General features: G+C 70.4%; 2 protein-coding genes. Both read left to right on the forward strand.

What is annotated here, in order from left to right:
- Nucleotides 1-31 precede the first annotated feature (31 nt).
- Entirely contained in the window at nucleotides 32-10,168 is a 10,137-nt protein-coding gene (locus CGL27_RS45900; protein ID WP_119993596.1) for a type I polyketide synthase, read from the forward strand.
- Between the two features lie 25 nt (nucleotides 10,169-10,193).
- Entirely contained in the window at nucleotides 10,194-24,449 is a 14,256-nt protein-coding gene (locus tag CGL27_RS45905) for a type I polyketide synthase (protein WP_119993598.1), read from the forward strand.
- The last annotated feature ends 39 nt before the right edge of the window (nucleotides 24,450-24,488 follow it).

Genomic DNA, 24,488 nt, shown 5'->3' on the forward strand with positions numbered 1-24,488 from the left:
CTTGGGGTTCTCAAAGGAGTGACAAGAGGCTGTGAGCGACACCAAGCTGCGCGATTACCTCAAGCGCGCGACGGCCAGTCTGCACGAGACTCGTCAGGAGCTGCGGGAACTCAAGGACAGGGACACGGAACCCATCGCGATCGTCGGCATGGGGTGCCGGTATCCCGGCGGGGTGGAGTCGCCGGAAGACCTGTGGGACCTGGTCGCCTCGGGCACTGACGCCATCTCCACCTTCCCCGTGGACCGGGGATGGGACGAGGACCTGTACGACCCGGACCCGGAGAAGCCGGGCAAGAGCTACACCCGTGAGGGTGGGTTCCTGTACGACGCGAGCGGCTTCGACGCCGCGTTCTTCGGCATGAGCCCGCGCGAGGCGCTGGCGACCGATCCGCAGCAGCGGCTGCTGCTGGAGACCTCGTGGGAGGCGCTGGAGCGGGCGGGCATCGACCCGGCGTCCGTGCGCTCCAGCCGCACCGGCGTGTTCGTCGGTGTGCTTTACAACGACTACGGTTCTCGTATCCAGTCGATACCGGAAGGTTTCGAAGGCCACCTGGGCAACGGCAGCGCCGGAAGCGTCGCGTCCGGTCGCATCTCCTACACCTTCGGCTTCGAGGGCCCCGCGGTGACCGTGGACACGGCGTGCTCGTCGTCGCTCGTGGCGCTGCACCTGGCCGTGCAGGCGCTCCGCAAGGGCGACTGCTCGCTGGCGCTCGCCGGAGGCGTGTCCATGATGGCGACGCCACAGGCGTTCATCGAGTTCAGCCGTCAGCGGGGACTTTCTGCCGACGGCCGGTGCAAGCCGTTCTCGAACGAGGCGGACGGCACGGGCTGGGCCGAGGGGGTGGGGATGCTGCTCCTGGAGCGGCTGTCGGACGCGCGGCGCAACGGACACCAGGTACTTGCGGTGGTACGGGGCGTCGCCGTGAACCAGGACGGGGCGAGCAGCCGGTTGACTGCGCCGAACGGTCCCTCGCAGCAGCGGGTGATCCGCGACGCACTGCGGAACGCGGGCCTGTCGGCGGCCGATGTGGACGCGGTGGAGGCACACGGTACGGGTACGACGCTGGGTGACCCGATTGAGGCGCAGGCGCTGCTGGCCACCTACGGCAAGGAGCGCCGTGGGGCGGACCGGCCGCTGTGGCTGGGGTCGTTGAAGTCGAACATGGGGCACACCCAGGCGGCCGCCGGCGTGGGTGGCGTCATGAAGATGGTGCAGGCGATGCGGCATGGCGTGCTGCCGAAGACGCTGCATGTCGATGCTCCGTCGGAGCATGTGGAGTGGTCGGCGGGGGCGGTCGAGCTGTTGACCGAGGCGCGGGTGTGGCCGGAGACGGGGGAACCGCGCAGGGTCGGTGTGTCGTCGTTCGGTGTGAGCGGGACGAACGCGCATGTGATCCTGGAGCAGGCTCCGGAGGTCGAGGCGGAGGTTGCCGAGGAGTCTGCTGACGGTGGTGTCGCGGGTCCGGTGGCGTGGGTGGTGTCGGCCAAGAGTGACGCCGCGTTGCGGGCGCAGGCCGGGCGGCTGCGGGAGTTCGTGGCGGAGCGTCCGGAGCTGGGCGCCGCCGATGTGGCGCGCTCCCTTGCGACGACCAGGTCCGCGTTCCAGTACCGGGCCGTGGTGACCGGGAACGGCCGGGAGGAACTCCTCGAGCGCCTGGGAGCGTTGGCTGAGGGTGCCAAGGCACCGGGAGTGGTCCGCGCGAGCGCCGTCGAGGCACCGGGCCGTTCGGTGTTCGTCTTCCCTGGCCAGGGGGCGCAGTGGGTCGGCATGGCGGTGGGGCTGCTGGAGTCCTCGCCGGTGTTCGCCGAGGCGATCGGCGAGTGTGAGACCGCCCTGTCCGCTTACGTGGACTGGTCGTTGACGGATGTGCTGCGTGGTGCCGAGGGCGCTCCCGGTTTCGACCGGGTGGATGTCGTTCAGCCGGTGTTGTTCGCGGTGATGGTGTCGCTGGCGAAGTTGTGGCGTTCGGTGGGTGTGGAGCCGGATGCCGTGATGGGTCACAGCCAGGGTGAGATCGCCGCGGCGTGTGTGGCGGGTGCGTTGTCGCTGGAGGATGCCGCGAAGGTGGTGGCGCTGCGGTCGCAGGCGATCGCGGTGGGCCTTGCGGGTCGTGGTGGCATGGTGTCGGTCGGGCTGCCGGTCGACCAGGCCAAGGACCGTATCGCCGCCTGGGATGGTGCGATCTCGGTGGCCGCGGTCAACGGCCCGGGTTCGGTCGTGGTGTCGGGTGATCCGGGTGCGCTGGATGAGATGGTCGCGGAGCTTGAGGGTGAGGAGGTGCGGGTTCGCCGGGTTCCGGTGGACTACGCGTCGCACTCGGTACATGTGGAGGGGATCCGCGAGGAGCTGCTGAAGGTTCTGGCGGGTATCGCGCCGCGTTCGTCGGAGGTGCCGTTCTACTCGACGGTGTCCGGTGAGCTGGTGGACACCGCCGGTCTGGACGCGGAGTACTGGTACCGGAACCTGCGGCAGACGGTCGAGCTGGAGTCCACGACTCGCACGCTGCTGGATGACGGCCACACCGCGTTCATCGAGGTGAGCCCGCATCCGGTGTTGGCCCTGCCGGTGCAGCAGACCGTGGAGGCCGCTGAGGCCCAGGCGGTGGTCGTCGGTACGCTGCGGCGGGACGAGGGTAGTCCTGAGCGGTTCCTGACCTCTGCCGCCGAGCTCTATGTCAGCGGGGTCGGCGTCGATTGGCGGAAGGTGTTCGCCGGCCACGGTGCCCGCCGCGTGGAATTGCCGACGTATGCCTTCCAGCGGGAGCGCTTCTGGCTTGATGCGCCTGCGGGGGTGGGCGATGTGGGTTCGGTGGGGATGGGTTCGCTGGGGCATCCGTTGCTGGGTGCGGTGGTGTCGTTGGCCAGCGGTGGTGGGGTGCTGCTGAGCGGGCGGCTGTCCTTGGCCACGCATGGGTGGCTGGCGGATCACGCCGTACACGGAGTGATGTTGCTGCCGGGGACGGCGTTCATGGAGTTGGCGCTCCAGGCGGGCGATCAGGTCGGCTGTGGCCGGGTCGAGGAACTGATCCTGGAAGCGCCGCTGATCGTGCCTGCGAAGGGTGGCGTACATCTCCAGGTTGAGGTGGGAGAGGCGGATGCTTCCGGCTTCCGTGTGGTGAGTGTGTTCTCGCGGGAGGAAGCGGACGGTGAGGGCGCCACATGGGTGCGGCATGCCCATGGTGTGCTGGGTTCGGCCGCGCCCAGCTCCGAGGCCCGGTTCGACTTTGGTGTGTGGCCGCCGGTGGGGGCCGAGTCGGTTGATGTGTCGGGTGAGTATGTGCGGGCCGCGGAGAACGGGTTGGAGTACGGGCCGGTTTTCCAGGGGTTGAAGAGTGCGTGGCGGCGTGATGGTGAGGTGTTCGCGGAGGTCGAGCTGCCGGAGGGAGAGCGGGAGCGGGCGGCCCAGTTCGGTCTGCATCCGGCGTTGTTCGACGCGGCGTTGCACGCGATGGGTGTGAGCGAGGACCTGGCGGGTGGTTCGGGGAGTCAGCTGCCGTTCTCCTGGCGTGGGTTCGCCCTGGAGGCGGTGGGTGCGACATCGCTGCGCGTGCGGCTGGCATCGGCGGGCACCGGGTCGGATGCGGTGTCGGTGCTGGTGGGGGACGAGTCGGGGCGTGTGGTGGCGTCGGTCGAGTCGCTGGTCCTGCGACCGGTTGCAGCCGATCAGCTGAATGCCGTGGCTGGGGCGGCGCGGGACGCGCTGTTCCGGGTGGAGTGGGTGGACGTGCCCGCGGCTGTGGTGGCGGGGGGTGAGGTCGCGCCGCGGACGGAGGTGATGCGGGTGGTCTCCGATGGTGTGGATGTGGTGGGTGAGACGTACGGGCGCGTGCTTGAGGTTTTGGAGCGGGCGCAGGGGTGGTTGGCGGATGAGGACCGTGCGGGTGAGCGGCTGGTGGTGGTGACCCGGGGCGCTGTCGATACGGGCGATGGCGTGGTGGATATGGCGGGGGCCGCGGTGTGGGGTCTGGTGCGGTCCGCTCAGTCGGAGAATCCCGGGCGTCTGGTGCTGGTGGACACCGATGATGTTGCGGGGGTGGCCGATCTTCTTCCCGGGGTGCTGGCTCTGGGGGAGGAGCAGGTGGTGGTGCGGTCGGGTGCGGTGCGGGTGCCGCGCCTGGGCCGGTCGCTGCCTTCGGGCGACGCTCCGGAGTCGGGGGTGTTCGGTTCTGGCGCGGTGCTCGTGACCGGTGGCACGGGTGTGCTGGGCGGCTTGGTGGCCCGGCATCTGGTGACCCGGCATGAGGTCAAGAAGCTGGTGCTGCTGTCTCGCCGTGGTGCGGAGGCCGAGGGCGCGACGGAGCTGCGGGCGGAGCTGGAAGCGTCTGGCGCCGAGGTGGTGATCGCGGCGTGTGACGCAGCGAATCGCGAGGCCTTGGCTGGGGTGTTGTCGGGGTTGCCGGCGGGCTTCGCGTTGAGTGGTGTGGTGCATGCGGCGGGTGTGCTCGATGACGGGCTGCTGACGTCGCTGACCCGTGAGCGGATTGAGTCGGTGCTGCGGGCGAAGGTGGACGCGGCGTGGAATCTGCATGAGCTGACCGCGGGTATGGACCTGTCGGCGTTTGTGTTGTTCTCGTCGGCTACTGGTGTGCTGGGTGGTGCGGGGCAGAGCAACTACGCGGCGGCGAATGTGTTCCTGGACGGTCTGGCGTCCTGGCGCCGGACCCGGGGGCTGCCGGGTGTGTCGATGGCGTGGGGGCTGTGGGCCGAGGCCAGCGGCATGACCGGACACCTCGACAAGGAAGATCTGCGCAGGGTGTCGCGTTCGGGTCTGGTGCCGCTCTCCTCCGAGGAAGGGCTCGAACTGTTCGATGCCGGCCTGGTGTCGGATGAAAGCGTGCCGGTTCCGCTGCGGTTGGACGTCCCCACGCTGCGTGCGCAGGGTGCCGAACTCCCCGCTCTTTTCCGCAACGTCGTGCCCAACGTGATGACGCGCCGCACCGCGCGATCGGAGCAGAGCGAAGGTCTTCCCGACGAACTGCGTCGACGCCTCGCGGGTCTGCCGCGGACAACGCAGGACGAGACGCTGTTGGAGCTGGTCCGCGTTCAGACCGCGGCGGCCCTTGGGCACGCCACCCCCGCGACGGTGAACACGCGGCAGCCCTTCAAGGAACTCGGCTTCGACTCACTGATGGCTGTCGACCTGAGGAATCGGCTCACCGCGGAGACCGGCCTGCGACTGTCTGCCACGCTGATCTTCGACTATCCGACCCCGATGGCACTCGTCGGTCACCTGCGCGACGAGATCCTGGGCGGCGACGCTGTCACCACATCGGCGGGCGCGGGTGTGCAGGCCGCGGCAGGCGCACCGGTGGACAGCGACCCCATCGTGATCGTGAGCATGAGCTGCCGGCTCCCGGGCGGGGTGCGGACGCCGGAGGAACTCTGGCACCTGATGATGGCCGGCACCGATGCGGTGTCCGAGTTCCCGTCCAATCGCGGTTGGGACCTCGACGGGATGTACGACCCGGACCCCGATCGGGAGGGCACGTACTACGTACGCCACGGCGGATTCCTCCATGACGCCGACCAGTTCGACCCGGCGTTCTTCGGGATTTCGCCGCGTGAGGCGCTGTCGATGGACCCGCAGCAGCGGCTGCTGCTGGAGACGTCGTGGGAGGCGTTCGAGCGGGCGGGAATCGATCCGGTGGCCAACCGGGGCAGCCGATCTGGCGTATTCGTCGGTGTCATGTACAACGACTACGCCACTCGTCTGCAGGGGAATGCTCCGGAAGGCTTCGAGGGCTCCCTCGGTACCGGCAGCGCGGGCAGTGTCGCGTCCGGTCGTATCTCGTACACCTTGGGTCTCGAGGGGCCGGCGGTGACGGTGGACACGGCGTGTTCGTCGTCGCTGGTGGCGCTGCATATGGCGGCTCAGGCACTGCGTCAGGGCGAATGCGACCTGGCGCTGGCCGGCGGTGTCACGGTGATGTCGTCGCCGAGTGTGTTCGTGGAGTTCAGCCGTCAGCGGGGACTTTCTGTCGACGGCCGGTGCAAGCCGTTCTCGAACGAGGCGGACGGCACGGGCTGGGCCGAGGGCGTGGGGATGCTGCTCCTGGAGCGGCTGTCGGACGCCCGGCGCAAGGGTCACCCGGTGCTGGCGGTGGTACGTGGCTCGGCGATCAACCAGGACGGCGCGAGCAACGGCCTGACGGCTCCCAATGGCCCGTCGCAGCAACGCGTGATCCGCCAGGCGCTGGCGAGCGCCGGCCTGTTGACGGCCGACGTGGATGCCGTGGAGGCGCACGGGACCGGTACGCCTCTGGGTGACCCGATCGAGGCACAGGCAGTGCTGGCGACATACGGGCAAGGGCGTCCCGAGGGCCGGCCGCTGCTGTTGGGCTCGGTGAAGTCGAACATCGGCCATCCGCAGGCGGCAGCCGGTGTGACGGGTGTGATCAAGATGGTGATGGCGATGCGGCACGGGACACTGCCGAAGACGCTGCATCTTGATGAGCCGTCGAAGGAGGTGGATTGGTCGGCGGGTGAGGTGCGACTGCTGGCGGAAGCCACGAAGTGGCCGGAGACGGGCCATCCGCGTCGGGCCGCTGTGTCGTCGTTCGGCGTGAGCGGGACGAACGCGCACACCATTCTGGAACAGGCTCCGGAGTCCGAGGTGGCCGAGGTCGCCGAGGCCGAGGTGGCCGGGGGTCCGGCGGCATGGGTGGTGTCCGGCCGTAGCCCGGCCGGCTTGCGGGCGCAGGCCGGGCGGTTGCGGGAGTTCGTGACGGCCCATCCGGAGCTGGGTGTTTCGGATGTGGCGCTGTCGCTGGCGACGACCAGGTCCTCGTTCGAGCATCGTGGTGTGGTGACGGGAACCGACCGCGAGGAACTGCTGGCTCGGCTGAGCGCGTTGGCGGGGGACGAGGCCGTCCCGGGCGTCACACGTGGTGTGGCGGATGTCCGGGGGCGTTCGGTGTTCGTGTTCCCGGGTCAGGGGGCGCAGTGGGTGGGCATGGCGGTGGGGCTGCTGGAGTCCTCGCCGGTGTTCGCGGAGTCGATAGCCGAATGTGAGACGGCCCTGTCGGCGTATGTCGATTGGTCGTTGACGGATGTGCTGCGTGGTGCCGAGGGTGCTCCCGGTTTCGACCGGGTGGATGTCGTTCAGCCGGTGTTGTTCGCGGTGATGGTGTCGCTGGCGAAGTTGTGGCGTTCGGTGGGTGTGGAACCGGATGCCGTGATGGGTCACAGCCAGGGTGAGATCGCCGCGGCGTGTGTGGCGGGTGCGCTGTCGCTGGAGGACGCCGCGAAGGTGGTGGCGCTGCGGTCGCAGGCGATCGCGGTGGGTCTGGCGGGTCGTGGTGGCATGGTGTCGGTCGGGTTGCCGGTCGACCAGGTCAGGGACCGTATCGCCGCGTGGGACGGTGGAATCTCGGTCGCTGCGGTCAACGGCCCCGGTTCCGTCGTGGTCTCCGGCGACCCGGGCGCGCTGGACGAGATGGTCGCGCAGCTGGAGGGCGAGGAGATCCGGGTTCGCCGGGTTCCGGTGGACTACGCCTCGCACTCCGCACATGTGGAGGAGATCCGCGAGGAGCTGCTGAAGGTTCTGGCGGACATCGCGCCCCGTTCGTCGGAGGTGCCGTTCTATTCGACGGTCTCCGGTGAGCTGGTGGACACCGCTGGTCTGGACGCGGAGTACTGGTACCGGAACCTGCGGCAGACCGTCGAGCTGGAGGCCACCACCCGCGCACTGCTCGACAGCGGGCATGGTGTCTTCATCGAGGCGAGCCCGCACCCCGTACTGATGCTGCCGTTGCAGCAGACCGTGGAGGCCGCCGGGGCACGGGCGGTGGTCGTCGGCACGCTGCGGCGTGACGAAGGCGGCTTGGAGCAGTTCCTGACCTCGGCCGCCGAGCTGCACACCAGTGGCGTCGGTGTCGACTGGCGGAAGGTGTTCGAGGGCCGTGGTGCCCGTCGGGTCGACCTGCCGACCTACGCCTTCCAGCGCCAGCGGTACTGGCTGGACGCGTCGGTTGATGAGGTGCCCGCCGGCGGTGCGGGGCCGGGCGCGGACAGTGTGGACGCGCGGTTCTGGGAGGCCGTCGAGCGCGAGGACCTGGAGGCGCTGGTCCGGACGCTGGAGGTGGCGGACGAGGAGCAGCAGTCGTCCTTGACCGCGTTGCTTCCGGCTCTGTCGTCGTGGCGTCGTCAGCGGCGTGAGCGGAGCACGGTGGACGGCTGGCGCTACAGCGCCGCCTGGACATCTGTGGTGTCTGCCGCCGACGCCACGCTCACCGGTACCTGGCTGGTCGTCGTCCCCAAGGTCTGTGGTGACGACGCGTTGCTCGCCTCCGTGGTGGACGGTGTGGCCGGGCGTGGCGCGCAGGTGGTTCGTGTCGTTGTCGACGCGGCCGATGGCCGTGAGGCGATGACGGAGCGGCTGCGTGCGGCGCTCGACGAGGCGGGAGCGGACCCGGCAGGCGTGTCGGGTGTGTTCTCGCTGCTGGGGCTGGACGAGTCGGCGCACGGATCGTTCGAGGTGGTCCCGGCCGGGCTGGCGGCGACGGTGGGACTGGTCCAGGGGCTGGGCGACGCCGGTGTGGTGGCCCCGCTGTGGTGCGGGACGCGGGGCGCGGTGTCGGTGGGACGCTCCGAACGGCTGGTCAGCCCGACCCAGGCGATGGTCTGGGGGTTGGGGCGGATCGTGGAAATGGAGTATCCCCAGCGGTGGGGCGGTCTGGTCGACCTGCCCGAGACCATGGACAGCCGTGCGGTGGACCGTCTGGCCGGTGTACTGGCCGGTGCGGAGGCCGAGAACCAGGTCGCGATACGTGGTTCGGGGGTGTTCGCCAAGCGGCTGGTGCGGGCCTCGGCGCCGGAGAGCTCGACCGGGGACGGCTGGCGGCCCACCGGTTCGGTGCTGGTGACCGGTGGCACCGGTGCGCTGGGTGGTCATGTGGCGCGGTGGTTGGCGCGTACGGGTGCCGAACATCTGGTGCTGACCAGCCGGCGGGGTATGGAGGCCGAGGGTGCCGCCGAGTTGAAGGCGGAGCTGGAGGGCATGGGCGCCCGGGTGACGGTGGCGGCGTGTGACGCGGCGGACCGCGAGGCGCTGGCGGCGGTGCTGGAGGGAATTCCCTCGCAGTCGCCGTTGAGCGCGGTGGTGCATACGGCGGGTGTGCTGGACGACGGTGTGATCGATGCACTGACGGTGCAGCGGGCGGCCGGGGTGTTGCGTCCGAAGGTGGACGCGGCGCGGAATCTGCATGAGCTGACCGCCGGGATGGATCTGTCGGCGTTCGTGCTGTTCTCCTCGGCGGCGGGCACGATAGGCGGCCCAGGGCAGGGGAGTTACGCGGCGGGTAACGCGTTCCTGGACGCGCTGGCGTCGCAGCGGCGCGCGGACGGCCTTCGGGCAACCTCCATCGCCTGGGGCGCCTGGGCCGGAAGTGGCATGGTCATCGATGGGGATCTCGACGAGTACATGAAGCGGAGCGGTGTCGCTCCGATGGACCCGGAACTGGCGATCTCCGCGCTCCAGCGTGTTCTTGACCTGGACGAGACCTACGCCCTTGTGGCCGATGCCGCATGGGAGCGCTTCGGGGGGGAGCTGGGTGGCGCCCGGCCGACTCCGCTGCTGAGCGGGCTGATGAAGAGGCGGCAGTCGAACGCGGCGTCGGAGCCCTCGGATCCGGCACCGGGCGAGTCGGCCGCGGCGGGGCTGCGTGCGGAGCTGGAGGGGCTCTCCTCGGCGAAGCGCCAGCGATCCCTGCGCAAGCTGGTCCGGCAGCACGTCGCCGCGGTCCTGGTGCATGCGACTCCCGAGGCCGTCGAGAGCGACCAGTCGTTCAGGGAGCTGGGTTTCGACTCGCTGACGGCTGTTCAGCTCCGGAACCGATTGAGCGCGATCACCGGCCTGGAACTGCCGACCACGCTGGCATTCGACTACCCGAACCTCACCGTACTGGCCGAGCATCTGGAGACGAATATGTTTCCGCAGGCCGATGGGGCTGAGCTGAAGGACCCGGAGGAGGACCGGATTCGTGAGGCGTTGGCCTCCGTTCCGCTCGCGCGGTTCCGTGAAGCTGGGCTGATGGACGCCCTACTGGAACTTGCCCAGATCTCGGAGAGCGGTCCTGAGTTGGAGCCCCAAGAAGGAATGAACAGCGCGGTCGACGCGATGGATGTCGACGACCTCGTCCAGAGGGCACTGGGCGGCGCAGACCTCTGATGTTTTTGGAAGTGTGGAGCTACTGATGGCTACGTCCTCCGAGAGAGTTGTCGAAGCGCTGCGCGCTTCTTTGCGGGAAAACGACCGCCTCAAGCTACAGAATCAGCGCCTGGTCGCGGCGTCGCGTGAGCCCATTGCCATTGTCGGGATGAGCTGTCGTTTTCCTGGAGGCGTGCACACCCCGGAGCAACTGTGGCAACTCGTCGTCGATGGCGTCGACGCCATCTCCGGGTTTCCGACGAATCGCGGCTGGGACACCGAGGGGCTGTACCACCCGGACCCGGACAATCCGGGGACGAGTTACGCCCGAGAGGGCGGTTTCTGCTACGAGGCTGACGAGTTCGACCCGCAGTTCTTCGGAATATCTCCCCGTGAGGCTGTGGCGACTGACCCGCAGCAGCGGTTGGTGCTCGAAGCGTCATGGGAGGCGTTCGAGCGAACCGGTATTGACCCACTGTCTCTGCGTGGCAAGCCGGTCGGGGTTTTCGTCGGCACGAACGGTCAGGACTACTCGACTCATCTTCTCGAGGCAGAAGGTGGGCTCGAGGGCTATCTGACGGGTAGCGCGGTCAGCGTGGTGTCGGGGCGTATTTCCTACACCTTGGGTCTTGAGGGGCCCGCGGTGTCGGTGGACACGGCGTGTTCGGCATCGCTGGTGGCGCTGCACATGGCCATGCAGGCGCTGCGTCAGGGCGAGTGTGACCTGGCGCTGGCCGGTGGTGTGTCGGTGATGTCGACGCCGGGTGCCTTCGTGGAGTTCAGCCGGCAACGGGGGCTCGCCCCTGATGGCCGGTGCAAGCCGTTCGCGGACGCGGCGGATGGCACCGGTTGGTCCGAGGGCGTCGGCATGCTTCTCGTGGAGCGGCTGTCGGACGCGCGCAAGAATGGTCACCCGGTGCTGGCGGTGGTGCGGGGCAGCGCCATCAACCAGGACGGCGCTTCGAACGGTCTGACGGCACCGAACGGCCCGTCGCAGCAGCGGGTGATCCGTCAGGCGCTGGCGAGTGCGGGGTTGTCGGCGTCGGATGTGGACGCGGTGGAGGCGCACGGTACGGGTACCACATTGGGTGACCCGATCGAGGCGCAGGCGCTGCTGGCGACGTATGGCAAGGAGCGGTCGGCGGACAGTCCGCTGTGGCTGGGTGCCATCAAGTCGAACATCGGCCATACCCAGGCCGCTGCTGGTGTCGCGGGTGTCATCAAGATGGTGATGGCGATGCGGCACGGTGTGCTGCCGAAGACGTTGCATGTGGATGAGCCGTCGCGGCAGGTGGACTGGTCCGCGGGTGACGTGCGGTTGCTGACCGAGACCACCGCGTGGCCGGAGACGGACCGACCGCGCCGGGCGGGTATCTCCTCGTTCGGGGTGAGCGGGACCAACGCGCACACCATCATCGAGCAGGCTCCGGAAGCCGACCGTGATGGACAGCCCCAGACGACGGCCCCCGAGGGGGACGAGGCCAAGCGGTCCGTTGTCCTGCCATGGCTGCTGTCCGGCAAGAGCGCGGAGGCGCTCGCCGCCCAGGCCGGCCGGCTCCACGCCCATCTGAGCGCCCACTCGGAGCCGGCGCTGACGGACGTCGGCTTCTCCCTGGCCACGACGCGATCGGCTTTCGAGTACCGTGCGGCCCTGGTCGCCGGGGACCGGGACGAATTCCTCCGCGGCCTGAAGGCTCTGGCCACCGGCGAGAACGCGGCTCAGGTCATTCAGGGCACGACACGTGTCGAGGACACCCTCGCGTTCCTGTTCTCGGGCCAGGGCGCGCAGCGCCTGGGCATGGGGCGGGAGCTGTACGACGCCTTCCCGGAGTTCGCCCAGGCGCTGGACGAGGTGTGTGCGCACCTGGATGTGGTGCTGGACCGTCCGCTGCGGGATGTGATGTTCGCGGCCGAGGGCAGTGCGGATGCCGAGCTGTTGGATCAGACGGCGTTCACCCAGCCGGCGCTGTTCGCCATCGAGGTGGCGCTGTTCCGGCTGCTGGAGCACTTCGGCGTCACCCCGGATGTCCTCATCGGCCACTCGGTGGGCGAGATCGCGGCCGCGCATGTGGCCGGGGTGTTCTCGCTGGAGGACGCGTGCACGCTGATCGCGGCCCGTGGCCGGCTGATGCAGGCGCTGCCCGAGGGCGGCGCCATGGTGGCGGTGCAGGCGTCGGAGGAGGAGGTCGCGGCGTCGCTGGCCGGTCGTGCGGCCGAGGTGAGCATCGCGGCCGTCAACGGCCCGGCCGCCGTGGTCATAGCCGGTGACGAGGGAGCGGCGCTGGAGATCGCCGAGAAGTGGGCGGAGCAGGGCCGCAAGACCCGCCGGCTGAAGGTCAGCCACGCCTTCCACTCGCCGCGCATGGACGCGATGCTGGACGACTTCCGCAAGGTCGTCGAAGGGCTCTCGTTCGCCGCGCCCTCCATCGATCTGGTCTCCAATGTGACCGGTGGGGTGGCCTCGGACGCCGAGGTGTGTTCGCCGGAGTACTGGGTGCGGCATGTGCGGGAGGCCGTGCGCTTCCTGGATGGAGTGCGGGCACTCGAGGGACAGGGCGTGACCACCCTCCTGGAGGTGGGTCCCGACGGTGTGCTCTCGGCGATGGCGCAGGACTGCCTGTCGGAACGGTCCGAGCCCGCCTCGGCGCCCGTGATCGTGCCGGGGCTGCGCAAGGACCGCTCGGAGGTCGTGGCCCTGACCACGGCGCTGGCCAGGCTGCACGTTCACGGGTCCGCCGTCGACTGGACCTCGGCCTTCGACGGTCTCGGGGCCCGCAGGGTCGACCTGCCGACCTACGCCTTCCAGCGTCGGCGCTACTGGGCCGAGAAGTCCGCCGATGCGGCCGGTACCGATCTCGGCATCCGCCACGAGGTGGACGCGCGGTTCTGGCAGGCCGTGGAGCGGGAGGACCTCGAATCGCTCGCGAGGACGCTGGACTTCGAGGATGAGGCGTCGCTGGGCGCGGTGCTGCCCGCTCTGTCGGCATACTGGCGCAGCAGCCGCGATCAGTCGACGATCGACGGCTGGCGCTACCGGGTGTCGTGGAAGCCGGTCCCGGACGTGGCCGAGGGGTCGTTGTCGGGGACGTGGCTGGTGGTGGTTCCGGCGTCCCGCGCCGAGGACGAACTGGTCCCGGGGGTTGTCGCCGGGCTCGAGCGGCATGGTGCGGGCGTGGTCTCGCTCGTGCTGGACGAGCGGGACCTGGACGGAAGCGTGCTGGCGGGGCGGCTGCGTGAGGTGGTCGGGCAGACGCCCGAGCTGAGTGGTGTGCTGTCGCTGCTCGCCCTGGACGAGGAGCCGAACTCGGAGTATCCGGCACTGTCGGGTGGTTATGCGCGGAGCCTGGTGCTGGCGCAGGCAATGGTCGAGGCGGATGTTCCGGCCCGGTTGTGGTGCGGTACGCGTGGTGCGGTGTCCGTGGGGCGCTGGGACCGGCTGACCGGCGCGGTGCAGTCGCAGGTCTGGGGCCTGGGACGGGTGGTGGCGCTGGAGCACTCCGCGGTGTGGGGTGGTCTGGTGGATCTGCCCGAGTCGCTGGATGAGCGCGGTGCGGTGCGGCTGGCCGGTGTGCTGTCCGCGGGGAATGGCGAGGACCAGGTCGCGATCCGTGGCTCGGGGGTGTTCGCCAGGCGTCTGGTGCGGGCTGACGCGGGTGTGGGAGCGGAGCGGCCGTGGCGGGCGCGTGGCACGGTGCTGGTGACCGGTGGCACCGGCGCGCTGGGCGGCCAGGTGGCCGGTTGGCTGGCGCGCAGCGGTGCCGAGCATCTGGTGCTGACCAGCCGACGCGGCCTCGACGCGCCGGGCGCTGCCGAACTGCGCGATGAGCTCGAGGTGCTGGGCGCGCGGGTGACCGTGGTGGCGTGTGATGTGACGGACCGTGACGCGTTGGCCGCTGTCCTCGATGACATTCCGGAGGAGTTCCCGCTCAGCGCGGTGTTCCACGCGGCGGGTGTCGAGCAGGCGGCCGAGCTTTTGGGGATGAGCCTGGCGGACGCGGCGGCGGTGGTGTCCGGGAAGGCCGCGGGGGCCGCGTACCTGGATGAGCTGCTGGGCGACCGAGAGCTCGACGCGTTCGTGGTCTTCTCGTCCATCGCCGGTGTGTGGGGCAGTGGTGGCCAGGCCGCGTACAGCGCCGCCAACGCCTATCTGGACGCGCTGGTGGAGGAGCGCCGTGCGCGGGGCCTCGCCGGTACCGCCGTGGCCTGGGGCCCCTGGGCCGAGGGCGGTATGGCGGCCGCGGAGGGGGCGGAGAGGGAACTCGCCCGTCGTGGCCTGCGCGTCATGGCTCCGGGGCTGGCCATCGCCGCCTTGCAGGGCGCGATCGCGGGTGACGACGGTGCGGTGACGGTCGCCGATATGGACTGGGAGCGGTTCGCCCCCTCGTTCACCCTGGGGCGGCCGAGCCCGTTGATCGGAGACCTCCCCGAGGTCGCGAAGGTGCTCGAGGCCGCGGGCGCGTCCGGCGGGGCGGATGCTTCGTCGGGCCTGCGGGAGCGGTTGGCGGGGCTGACCGAGGCGGAGACCGACCGGGCCCTGCTCGACCTGGTGCGTGGCCATGTGGCCGCGGTCCTCGGGTTCACCGGTGGGGAGACGGTCGACGCCGAGCGCGCGTTCAAGGAGCTGGGCTTCGACTCGCTGACGGCGGTGGAGCTCCGTAACCGGCTGAACGCGGAGACCGGGCTGGCCCTGTCGGCGACGCTCGTCTTCGACTACCCGAACGCGTCGATTCTGGCGGACCACCTGCGTGCCGAGGTGCTGGGCACGCGGGGTGCGGTGGCCGGGCCGGTGGCGGTGGCGGCTCGGGTCGATGACGATCCGATCGCGATCGTCGGCATGAGCTGCCGCTTCCCGGGCGGGGTGCACAGCCCGGAGGATCTGTGGGACCTCGTGGTCGGCGGCAGCGACGCGATCTCCGAATTCCCGTCCAACCGCGGATGGGACGTGGACGGGATGTACGACCCGGACCCCGAGCGCTCGGGCACGTTCTACTCGCGCGAGGGCGGTTTCCTGCACGAGGCGGGCGAGTTCGACGCCTCGTTCTTCGGGATCTCGCCGCGTGAGGCGCTCGCCATGGATCCGCAGCAGCGGCTGCTGCTGGAGACCTCGTGGGAGGTGTTCGAGCGCGCCGGTATCGCTCCCACGTCCGTGCGCGGCAACCAGATCGGCGTGTTCGTGGGGGCCGCCACCTCGGGTTACGGGTCCGGTGGCGGCGAGCTGGCCGAGGAGCTGGAAGGACAGCTGCTGACCGGTAACTCGGCATCGGTCGTGTCCGGTCGTATCTCCTACACCCTGGGTCTCGAGGGGCCCGCGATGACGATGGACTCGGCGTGCTCCTCGTCGCTGGTCGCCCTGCACCAGGCCGCGCAGGCGCTGCGTCAGGGCGAGTGCGACATGGCGCTCGCCGGCGGTGTCACCGTGCTGGCCACGCCGACGGCCTTCGTGGAGTTCAGCCGCCAGCGTGGACTGGCGCCCGACGGCCGCTGCAAGCCGTTCGCGGACGCCGCGGACGGCACGGGGTGGTCCGAGGGTGTGGGCATGCTGCTGGTGGAGCGGCTGTCCGATGCCGAGCGCAACGGCCACCAGGTGCTGGCAATTGTGCGTGGCAGCGCCATCAACCAGGACGGCGCCTCGAACGGTCTGACGGCGCCGAACGGCCCCTCGCAGCAGCGGGTCATCCGGCAGGCGCTGGCGAACGCCCGCCTGTCGGCCGCCGAGGTGGACGCGGTGGAGGCGCACGGCACCGGCACCATGCTCGGCGACCCGATCGAGGCACAGGCGCTGCTCGCGACGTACGGCCAGGAGCGGCCGGAGGGCCGCCCGCTGTGGCTGGGCGCGCTCAAGTCGAACATCGGCCATACGCAGGCCGCCGCCGGTGTCGCCGGGATCATCAAGATGGTGATGGCCATGCGGCACGGTGCGTTGCCGAAGCTGCTGCATGTCGACGAGCCGTCGCGGCAGGTGGACTGGTCGGCGGGTGAGGTGCGGCTGCTGACCGAGGCCATCGAGTGGCCGGAGACGGGGCAGCCGCGCCGGGTCGGTGTGTCGGCGTTCGGTGTGAGCGGCACCAACGCCCACACCATCATCGAGCAGGCCCCGGTGTACGACGAGGCGGTGCGGGACGAGGCTCCCGCCGAGGACCGCGGCGTCCTTGCCTGGGCGCTCTCCGGCCGGAGCCCGGAAGCCCTGCGCGCCCAGGCCGAACGGCTGAGGTCGCGTCTGATGGAGCGCACCGAACTGGGTGCGCTGGATGTGGGCTACTCGCTGGTGGCGACGCGCTCGGTCCTGGAACACCGTGCGGTGGTCACGGGCGCGGACCGTGCTGAACTGCTCCGCGGGCTCGAGGCTGTCGCGGCCGGTGAGACCGCCCCTGGTGTGATTCAGTCCGCTGCGCGTACGTCGGGTTCGACCGCGTTCCTGTTCTCGGGTCAGGGTGCGCAGCGCCTGGGCATGGGGCGGGAGTTGTACGAGGCGTTCCCGGTGTTCGCGCGTGCGCTGGACGAGGTGTGCGCACACCTCGATGTGCTGCTGGACCGTCCGCTGAAGGACGTGATGTTCGCGGCGGAGGGGAGTGTGGATGCCGAGTCGCTGGATCAGACGGCGTTCACCCAGCCCGCGCTGTTCGCGGTCGAGGTGGCGCTGTTCCGGCTGCTGAAGCACTGGGGCGTGACGCCGGATGTGGTGATCGGTCACTCCATCGGTGAGATCGCCGCCGCGCATGTGGCGGGGGTGTTCTCGCTGGAGGACGCGTGCACGCTGGTGGCCGCTCGTGGTCGTCTGATGCAGGCGCTGCCGGAGGGTGGCGCGATGGTGGCCGTCGAGGCGTCGGAGGAGGAGGTCGCGGCGTCGCTGGCCGGTCGTGAGGCCGAGGTGAGCATGGCCGCGGTCAACGGGCCGACCTCCGTGGTGATCGCGGGCGACGAGGCCGCGGCGCTGGAGATCGCCGGACAGTGGGCGGAGCAGGGCCGTAAGACCCGCCAACTGCGGGTCAGCCACGCGTTCCACTCGCCCCGTATGGACGCGATGCTGGGCGACTTCCGCAAGGTCGTCGAGGGGCTGTCGTTCGCCCCGCCCTCGATCGCGCTGGTCTCCAACGTGTCGGGTAAGTCGGCGGGTGCGGACGAGGTGTGCTCGCCGGAGTACTGGGTGCGCCACGTGCGGGAGGCCGTGCGGTTCGCGGACGGGGCACGGGCACTCGAGGCGCAGGGCGTGACCACCTTCCTGGAGGTGGGCCCCGACGGGGTGCTCTCGGCGATGACGCGGGAGTGCCTGACGGCGGAGGACGCATCGGCCTCGGTCGTCGTGCCGGTGCTGCGCAAGGACCGCCCCGAGCCGCAGGCGTTGACGACGGCTCTGGCCGAACTCCACGCCCACGGCGTCACCGTCGACTGGGAGCAGCTCTTCGCCGGACGCGGTGCGCGGAAGGTCGAACTGCCCACCTACGCCTTCCAGCGACAGCGCTACTGGCTGGAGGACGCGGGTGGTGCGTCGGGTGGCTCCGCCGCCGACAGCGTGGACGCCCGGTTCTGGGAAGCGGTTGAGCGCGAGGACCTGGAGGCTCTCGCCGAGGCGCTGGACATCGACGGGGAGGGCTCGCTGAGCGAGTTGCTGCCCGCGCTGTCGTCGTACCGTCGGCAGCAGCGCGACCGGGCCACGGTCGACGGCTGGCGTTACCGCGTCTCCTGGAAGCCGGTCCCGGACCTGGCCACCGGGTCCCTGTCGGGGACCTGGCTGCTGGTGGTGCCGGCCGGACTGGCGGACAGCGACGTCACCACGTCGATCCGCCATGGATTCGAGAAGTACGGCGCCCGGGCGGTACCGGTGACGGTTGCCGCCGACACGGACGCCGACGGGCTGGCCCGAGCACTGCTCGCCGCACTCGACGGTGAGTCCGAGGTCGGCGTGTTGTCGTTGCTCGGCTTGGACGAGGAGCCCCTCGTCGAGGAGCCGGTGGTCGCGGCCGGACTCGCGCTGACCCTGCGGTTGGTGCAGGCCCTGGCCGGGCTGGACATGGGCGTTCGGCTGTGGTGCGCCTCGCGGGGCGCGGTCTCGGTGGGGCGTTCCGACCGGCTCACCAGCCCGGTGCAGGCGGAGGTGTGGGGCCTTGGCCGGGTCGCCGCGCTGGAGCACCCCCGAATCTGGGGTGGCCTGGTCGATCTGCCCGAGGTACTCGACGAGCGTGCCGTCGGGCGGCTGGCCGGTGTGCTGTCCGCCGAGGGCGCCGAGGGCGCCGAGGACCAGGCGGCGGTGCGGGGCTCCGGAGTGTTCGGCCGGCGGCTGGCGCGTGTCGCGTCGTCGGGTGGCGGAGCCTGGCGGCCGACCGGCTCGGTTCTGGTGACCGGTGGTACGGGCGCGTTGGGCGCGCATGTGGCCCGTTGGGCGGTGCGCGAGGGCGCGGAGCACATCGTCCTCACCAGCCGCCGCGGCCTGGCGGCCGACGGTGCGCCCGAGCTCAAGGCGGAACTCGAGGCCATGGGCGCGCTGGTCTCCGTGGTCGCGTGCGATGTGGCCGACCGCGAAGCGCTCACCGAGCTGCTGGCGGGGATCCCCGAGGAGTTCCCCCTGCGTGGAGTGGTGCACGCGGCCGGCGTGCTGGATGACGGTGTGCTGGACGGCCTGTCCGTCGACCGGGTCGCCGGGGTGCTCGGCGCCAAGGTGGCGGGCGCCCGGCAGCTGCACGAACTGACGGCACATCTGGATCTCGACGCGTTCGTGCTGTTCTCGTCGTTCGCCGGCGTCATGGGCGGCGCCGGACAGGGGGCCTACGCGGCGGCCAACGCCCACCTGGACGCGCTCGCGGTGCTGCGTCGTGGCGCCGGACTCGCCGGTACGGCGGTCGCCTGGGGGCCGTGGGCCGAGGCCGGTATGGCCGTGGAGGGTCGCGCCGGGGAACGGGTGCGCGGTGGTGTGGTGGCCGCGATGGACCCGGCGCTGGCCGTGGCGGCGCTCGGTTGGGCCGTCGGCCATGACGAGGCGGCACTCGTCGTCGCGGACGTCGACTGGGAGCGTCTGGCCTCGGCACATGCCGCGTCCGGCGGCGGTGCTTTCATCAGCGACATCCCCGAAGCGCACAAGCACCTGACCGCGGTCGAGGCCGGTGCCGAGGCGGAAGCCGCCACCTTCGCCCAGAAGCTCGCCGGACTGTCGGCGACCGAGCGCAACCTGGCCGTACTGGAACTGGTACGGGGGCACGCGGCCGCTGTGCTCGGCCATGCTTCGGCGGAGGCGGTCGAGCCCGGCCGGGCCTTCCGCGACCTCGGGTTCGACTCCCTCACGGCGGTCGAGCTGCGCAACCGGCTGGACCTCGCGACGGGGCTGCGTCTCCCGGCCACGCTGGTCTTCGACTATCCGAGCGCCGTCGAACTGGCCGACTACCTGGACGCCGAGGCGTTCGGCACCACCCGGCCGGCCGTGGCCGCGGCCGAGCCGAGGGCCGTCGCCGTGGACAGTGACCCGATCGCGATCGTCGCGATGAGCTGCCACTTCCCCGGGGATGTCCATACTCCGGAGGAGCTGTGGCGGCTGGTCGCCGAGGGCGGCGACGCCATCGCCGAGTTCCCCGCCGACCGCGGTTGGGACCTCGACGGGCTGTACGATCCCGACCCCGAGCGGTTCGGCACGTCGTACGCACGCGAGGGCGGCTTCCTCTACGGTGCCCCGGACTTCGACGCGGGGTTCTTCGGGATCTCGCCGCGCGAGGCGGTCGCCATGGACCCGCAGCAGCGGCTGCTGCTGGAGACGTCGTGGGAGGCGTTCGAGGGGGCCGGTATCGCTCCGGAGTCGCTGCGGGGCACCCGGGCGGGTGTGTTCGTCGGCACGAACGGCCAGGATTACGCCGGGTTGTGGATGGACGCGCAGGGTGACCTCGAGGGTCACCTGGGCACGGGCAGTGCGGCCAGCGTGGCGTCGGGGCGCATCTCCTACACCTTCGGTCTCGAGGGACCCGCGGTGACGGTGGACACCGCGTGCTCCTCGTCGCTCGTGGCACTCCACATGGCCATGCAGGCGCTGCGCCAGGGCGAGTGTGATCTGGCGCTGGCCGGTGGTGTGTCGGTGATGTCGACACCGGGTGCGTTCGTGGAGTTCAGCCGTCAGCGTGGACTCGCTCCCGACGGTCGGTGCAAGCCGTTCTCCGACGGGGCGGATGGCACCGGGTGGGGCGAGGGCATCGGCATGCTGCTCGTGGAGCGGCTGTCGGACGCCCGCCGCAATGGTCACCCGGTGCTGGCGGTGGTGCGTGGCAGCGCCATTAACCAGGACGGCGCGTCGAACGGTCTGACGGCGCCGAACGGCCCGTCGCAGCAGCGGGTGATCCGGCAGGCGCTGGCCAGTGCCGGACTGTCGGCCGCCGAGGTGGACGCGGTGGAGGCGCACGGCACCGGCACCATGCTGGGTGACCCGATCGAGGCGCAGGCGCTGCTGGCCACCTACGGCCAGGGCCGGGCGGAGGGAAGTCCACTGTGGCTGGGGGCCATCAAGTCGAACATCGGCCATACGCAGGCCGCCGCCGGTGTCGCCGGGATCATCAAGATGGTGATGGCGATGCGGTACGGCGTGCTGCCGAAGACGCTGCATGTGGGCGAGCCGTCGCGGCAGGTGGACTGGTCGGCGGGTGAGGTGCGGCTGCTGACCGAGACGACCGCGTGGCCGGAGACGGACCGACCGCGCCGAGCGGGTATCTCCTCGTTCGGACTGAGCGGCACCAACGCGCACACCATCATCGAACAGGCCCCCGCCGTGGCGGGGTCCGAGGTCTCGGACCCCGCGACCCCCGGAACGGCCGATTCGATGGACATGGTGCCGTGGCTGGTCTCCGGGAAGAGCCCGGAGGCGTTGCGGGCGCAGGCCGAACGGCTGCACACGCATGTGGCGGCCCGGGCCGACCTCGGGGCGCTGGACGTGGGGTACTCGTTGGCGACCCGCTCGGTGTTCGAGCACCGGGCCGTGCTGGTCGGCGAGGACCGGGAAGCCCTTCTGCGTGGTCTTGAGGCCGTGGCCGGGCGCGGGATCGCCTCCGGCGTCGTCCAGGGGCAGGCGGTACCGGGTGGCAAGACGGCGTTCCTGTTCTCGGGCCAGGGCGCGCAGCGCCTGGGCATGGGGCGGGAGTTGTACGAGGCGTTCCCGGTGTTCGCCCAGGCGCTGGACGAGGTGTGCGCGCACCTGGATGTGGTGCTGGACCGTCCGCTGCGGGATGTGATGTTCGCGGCCGAGGGCAGTGCGGATGCCGAACTGCTGGATCAGACGGCGTTCACCCAGCCGGCGCTGTTCGCCATCGAGGTGGCGCTGTTCCGGCTGCTGGAGCACTTCGGCATCACCCCGGATGTGGTGATCGGGCACTCCATCGGTGAGATCGCGGCGGCACATGTGGCCGGGGTGTTCTCGCTGGAGGACGCGTGCACGCTGATCGCGGCCCGCGGTCGGCTGATGCAGGCGCTGCCCGAGGGCGGCGCGATGGTGGCCATCCAGGCATCCGAGGAGGAGGTCGCCGCGTCACTCGCCGGCCGCGAGCACGAGATGAGCATCGCGGCGGTCAACGGTCCGTCGGCAGTGGTGATCGCCGGCCATGCGGCAGCGGTCCAGGAGGTGGCGGACACATGGACGGCGAAGGGGGCAAAGACTAGGCGTTTGCGGGTCTCGCATGCGTTTCACTCTTGCCTCATGGACAGTATGTTGGACGCGTTCGGCCACGTGGTCCGTGAGGTCTCTTTTGAACCGCCGACCATGGCGCTGGTGTCCAATGTCACCGGTGGGCTGGTATCGGAAGCGGAGATGTGTTCTCCGGATTACTGGGTTCGGCATGTGCGTGAGGCGGTTCGGTTCGCGGATGGGGTACGTTCGCTTGAGGCGTTGGGTGTGACCAGGTTCTTGGAAGTGGGTCCCGATGGTGTGCTCACCGCGATGGCTCAGGACTGCCTCGCGGAAAGCGCCGAAGACACTTCGGCGGCAATGCTGGTTCCTGTGCTGCGCAAGCAGCGCCCCGAAACAGGGGCGTTGGTGACGGCGCTGGCCGAATTGCATGCGCACGGTGGCGCGGTGAACTGGGAATCGGTATTCGCGGACCGCGGTGCCAGCCATGTGCAGTTGCCCACATACGCGTTCCAGCGCGAGCGGTTCTGGCCGGAGACGTCCGCGGCCGGTGGCGGCCGGGATGCCGGTTCGACCGCCGCGGATTCGGTGGACGCGCGATTCTGGGAGGCGGTCGAGCGCGAGGATCTCGAAGCGCTCGCCGAGGCGCTCGACGTCGACGGCAATACGCCGCTGAGCGCGGTTCTGCCCGCGCTGTCCGCGTATCACCGGAGCAACCGCGAGCAGTCGACGATCGACGGCTGGCGCTACCGGGTGTCGTGGAAGCCGGTCGCGGACATGACCGGTGGGTCGCTGTCGGGGACGTGGCTGGCGGTGGTTCCGGCGTCGCGTGCCGAGGACGAACTGGTGGCGGGCGTTGTCTCCGGGCTCGGGCGGCATGGCGCGGATGTGGTGTCGCTGGTGGTGGATGAGCATCACCTTGACGCCGTGGTCCTGGGGGAGCGGCTGCGTGAGATGGTCGCGGATGTGCCCGAACTGGGTGGCATCCTGTCGCTGCTCGCTCTGGACGAGGAGCCCTGCCCGGAACACCCCGCGCTGTCCGGCGGCTTCGCTTCCACGTTGACGCTGGTGCAGGCGCTGGTGGAGGTGGGTGCAGGGGCTCCGCTGTGGTGTGCTTCGCGGGGTGCGGTATCGGTGGGGCGTTCGGACCGGCTCGCCGGCGTGACGCAGTCGCAGGTGTGGGGTCTGGGCCGGGTCGTGGGGCTGGAGCACTCCGAGGTGTGGGGTGGTCTGGTCGATCTGCCCGAGGTGCTGGACGAGCGGGCCGTGGGCCGGTTGGTGGGTGTGCTGTCCGCCGGGAGCGATGAGGACCAGATCGCCGTGCGCGGTTCGGGGGTCTTCGTACGGCGCCTGGTGAGGGCCGGGGCCGGTGAGGGTGCGGAGCGGTCGTGGCGGGCCGGCGGTTCGGTGCTGGTGACCGGTGGTACGGGCGCGCTGGGTGCTCGGATCGCGCGGTGGGCGGTGAGCCAGGGGGCCGAGCATCTGGTGCTGACCAGTCGCCGGGGCCTTGAGGCACCGGGCGCGCCCGAGCTGCGTGCGGAGCTCGAGGCGCTGGGCGCCCGGGTGACCGTGGCGGCCTGCGATGTGGCCGACCGCGAGCGACTGGCCGCGGTGCTGGACGCCGTTCCGGAGGAGTTCCCGCTGAGGGCCGTCTTCCACGCGGCCGGTGTGGAGCAGGCCGCCGAGCTGGCGGGGATGGGGCTGGCGGACGCGGCGTCGGTGGTGTCGGGGAAGGCGGCGGGAGCCGGCCATCTGGACGCGCTGCTGGGCGACCGTGAACTCGACGCGTTCGTGGTCTTCTCCTCGATCGCCGGTGTGTGGGGCAGTGGTGGCCAGGCCGCGTACGGTGCGGCCAATGCCTACCTGGACGCGCTGGTGGAGGACCGGCGTGCCCGGGGCCTCACCGGTACCGCGGTGGCCTGGGGCCCCTGGGGCGAGGGCGGTATGGCGGCCGGCGACGGCGGCGACCAGCTGGCGCGTCGTGGCCTGCCCTCGATGGCGCCCGGTCTGGCTATGGCCGCGCTGCAGGGGGCGGTCTCGGGTGACGAAGGTCTGGTGACTGTCGCGGATGTGGACTGGGAGCGATTCGCCCCCGCGTTCACGATCGGACGGCCCAGCCCGCTCATCGGCGAACTGCCCGAGGTCATATCGGCCCTGGAGCAGGCCCGTGCCGCCGAGGAGACCCATGCGGAGGGCGGATCGCGCCTGAGGGAGCGGCTTCTCGCGCTGGCTCCGGGCGAACGGGAGCGCGCCGTCCTCGACCTGGTGCGCGGTCACGCGGCCGCGGTTCTCGGTTTCTCCGGTATGGAGGGCGTGGAATCCGACCGTGCCTTCAAGGAATTGGGATTCGACTCGCTCACGGCGGTAGAATTCCGAAACCGGTTGAACGCGGACACCGGACTCCGGCTGCCGACCACGCTGGTCTTCGACTATCCCAACGCAAGGACTCTCGCCGAACACGTACGAGCGGGCGTACTGCCCGACGAAGGGACATCCGCCACTCCGCTGATCGCGGATCTGGAAAAACTCGAGGCATCACTTTCCACGGCTGAGCCGGACAACGCCGAGCGAATGGCCATCGCATCCCGACTCCAGGTGCTCCTCGCCAAGCTGAACGGTGGCGAGGGCGGGGCGTCGGACACTGAGAGCATTACGCAGCGGCTTGACGGGGCGTCGGACGACGATCTCTTCGATTTCATCGAAAACGAGCTCAGCTAAATGTGACCGCCGAGGTGCAGTTCTCTGGCCTCCTTTCAT

Source organism: Streptomyces sp. 11-1-2 (assembly GCF_003595545.1).
In the GTDB taxonomy this organism is placed as follows: domain Bacteria; phylum Actinomycetota; class Actinomycetes; order Streptomycetales; family Streptomycetaceae; genus Streptomyces; species Streptomyces hygroscopicus_B.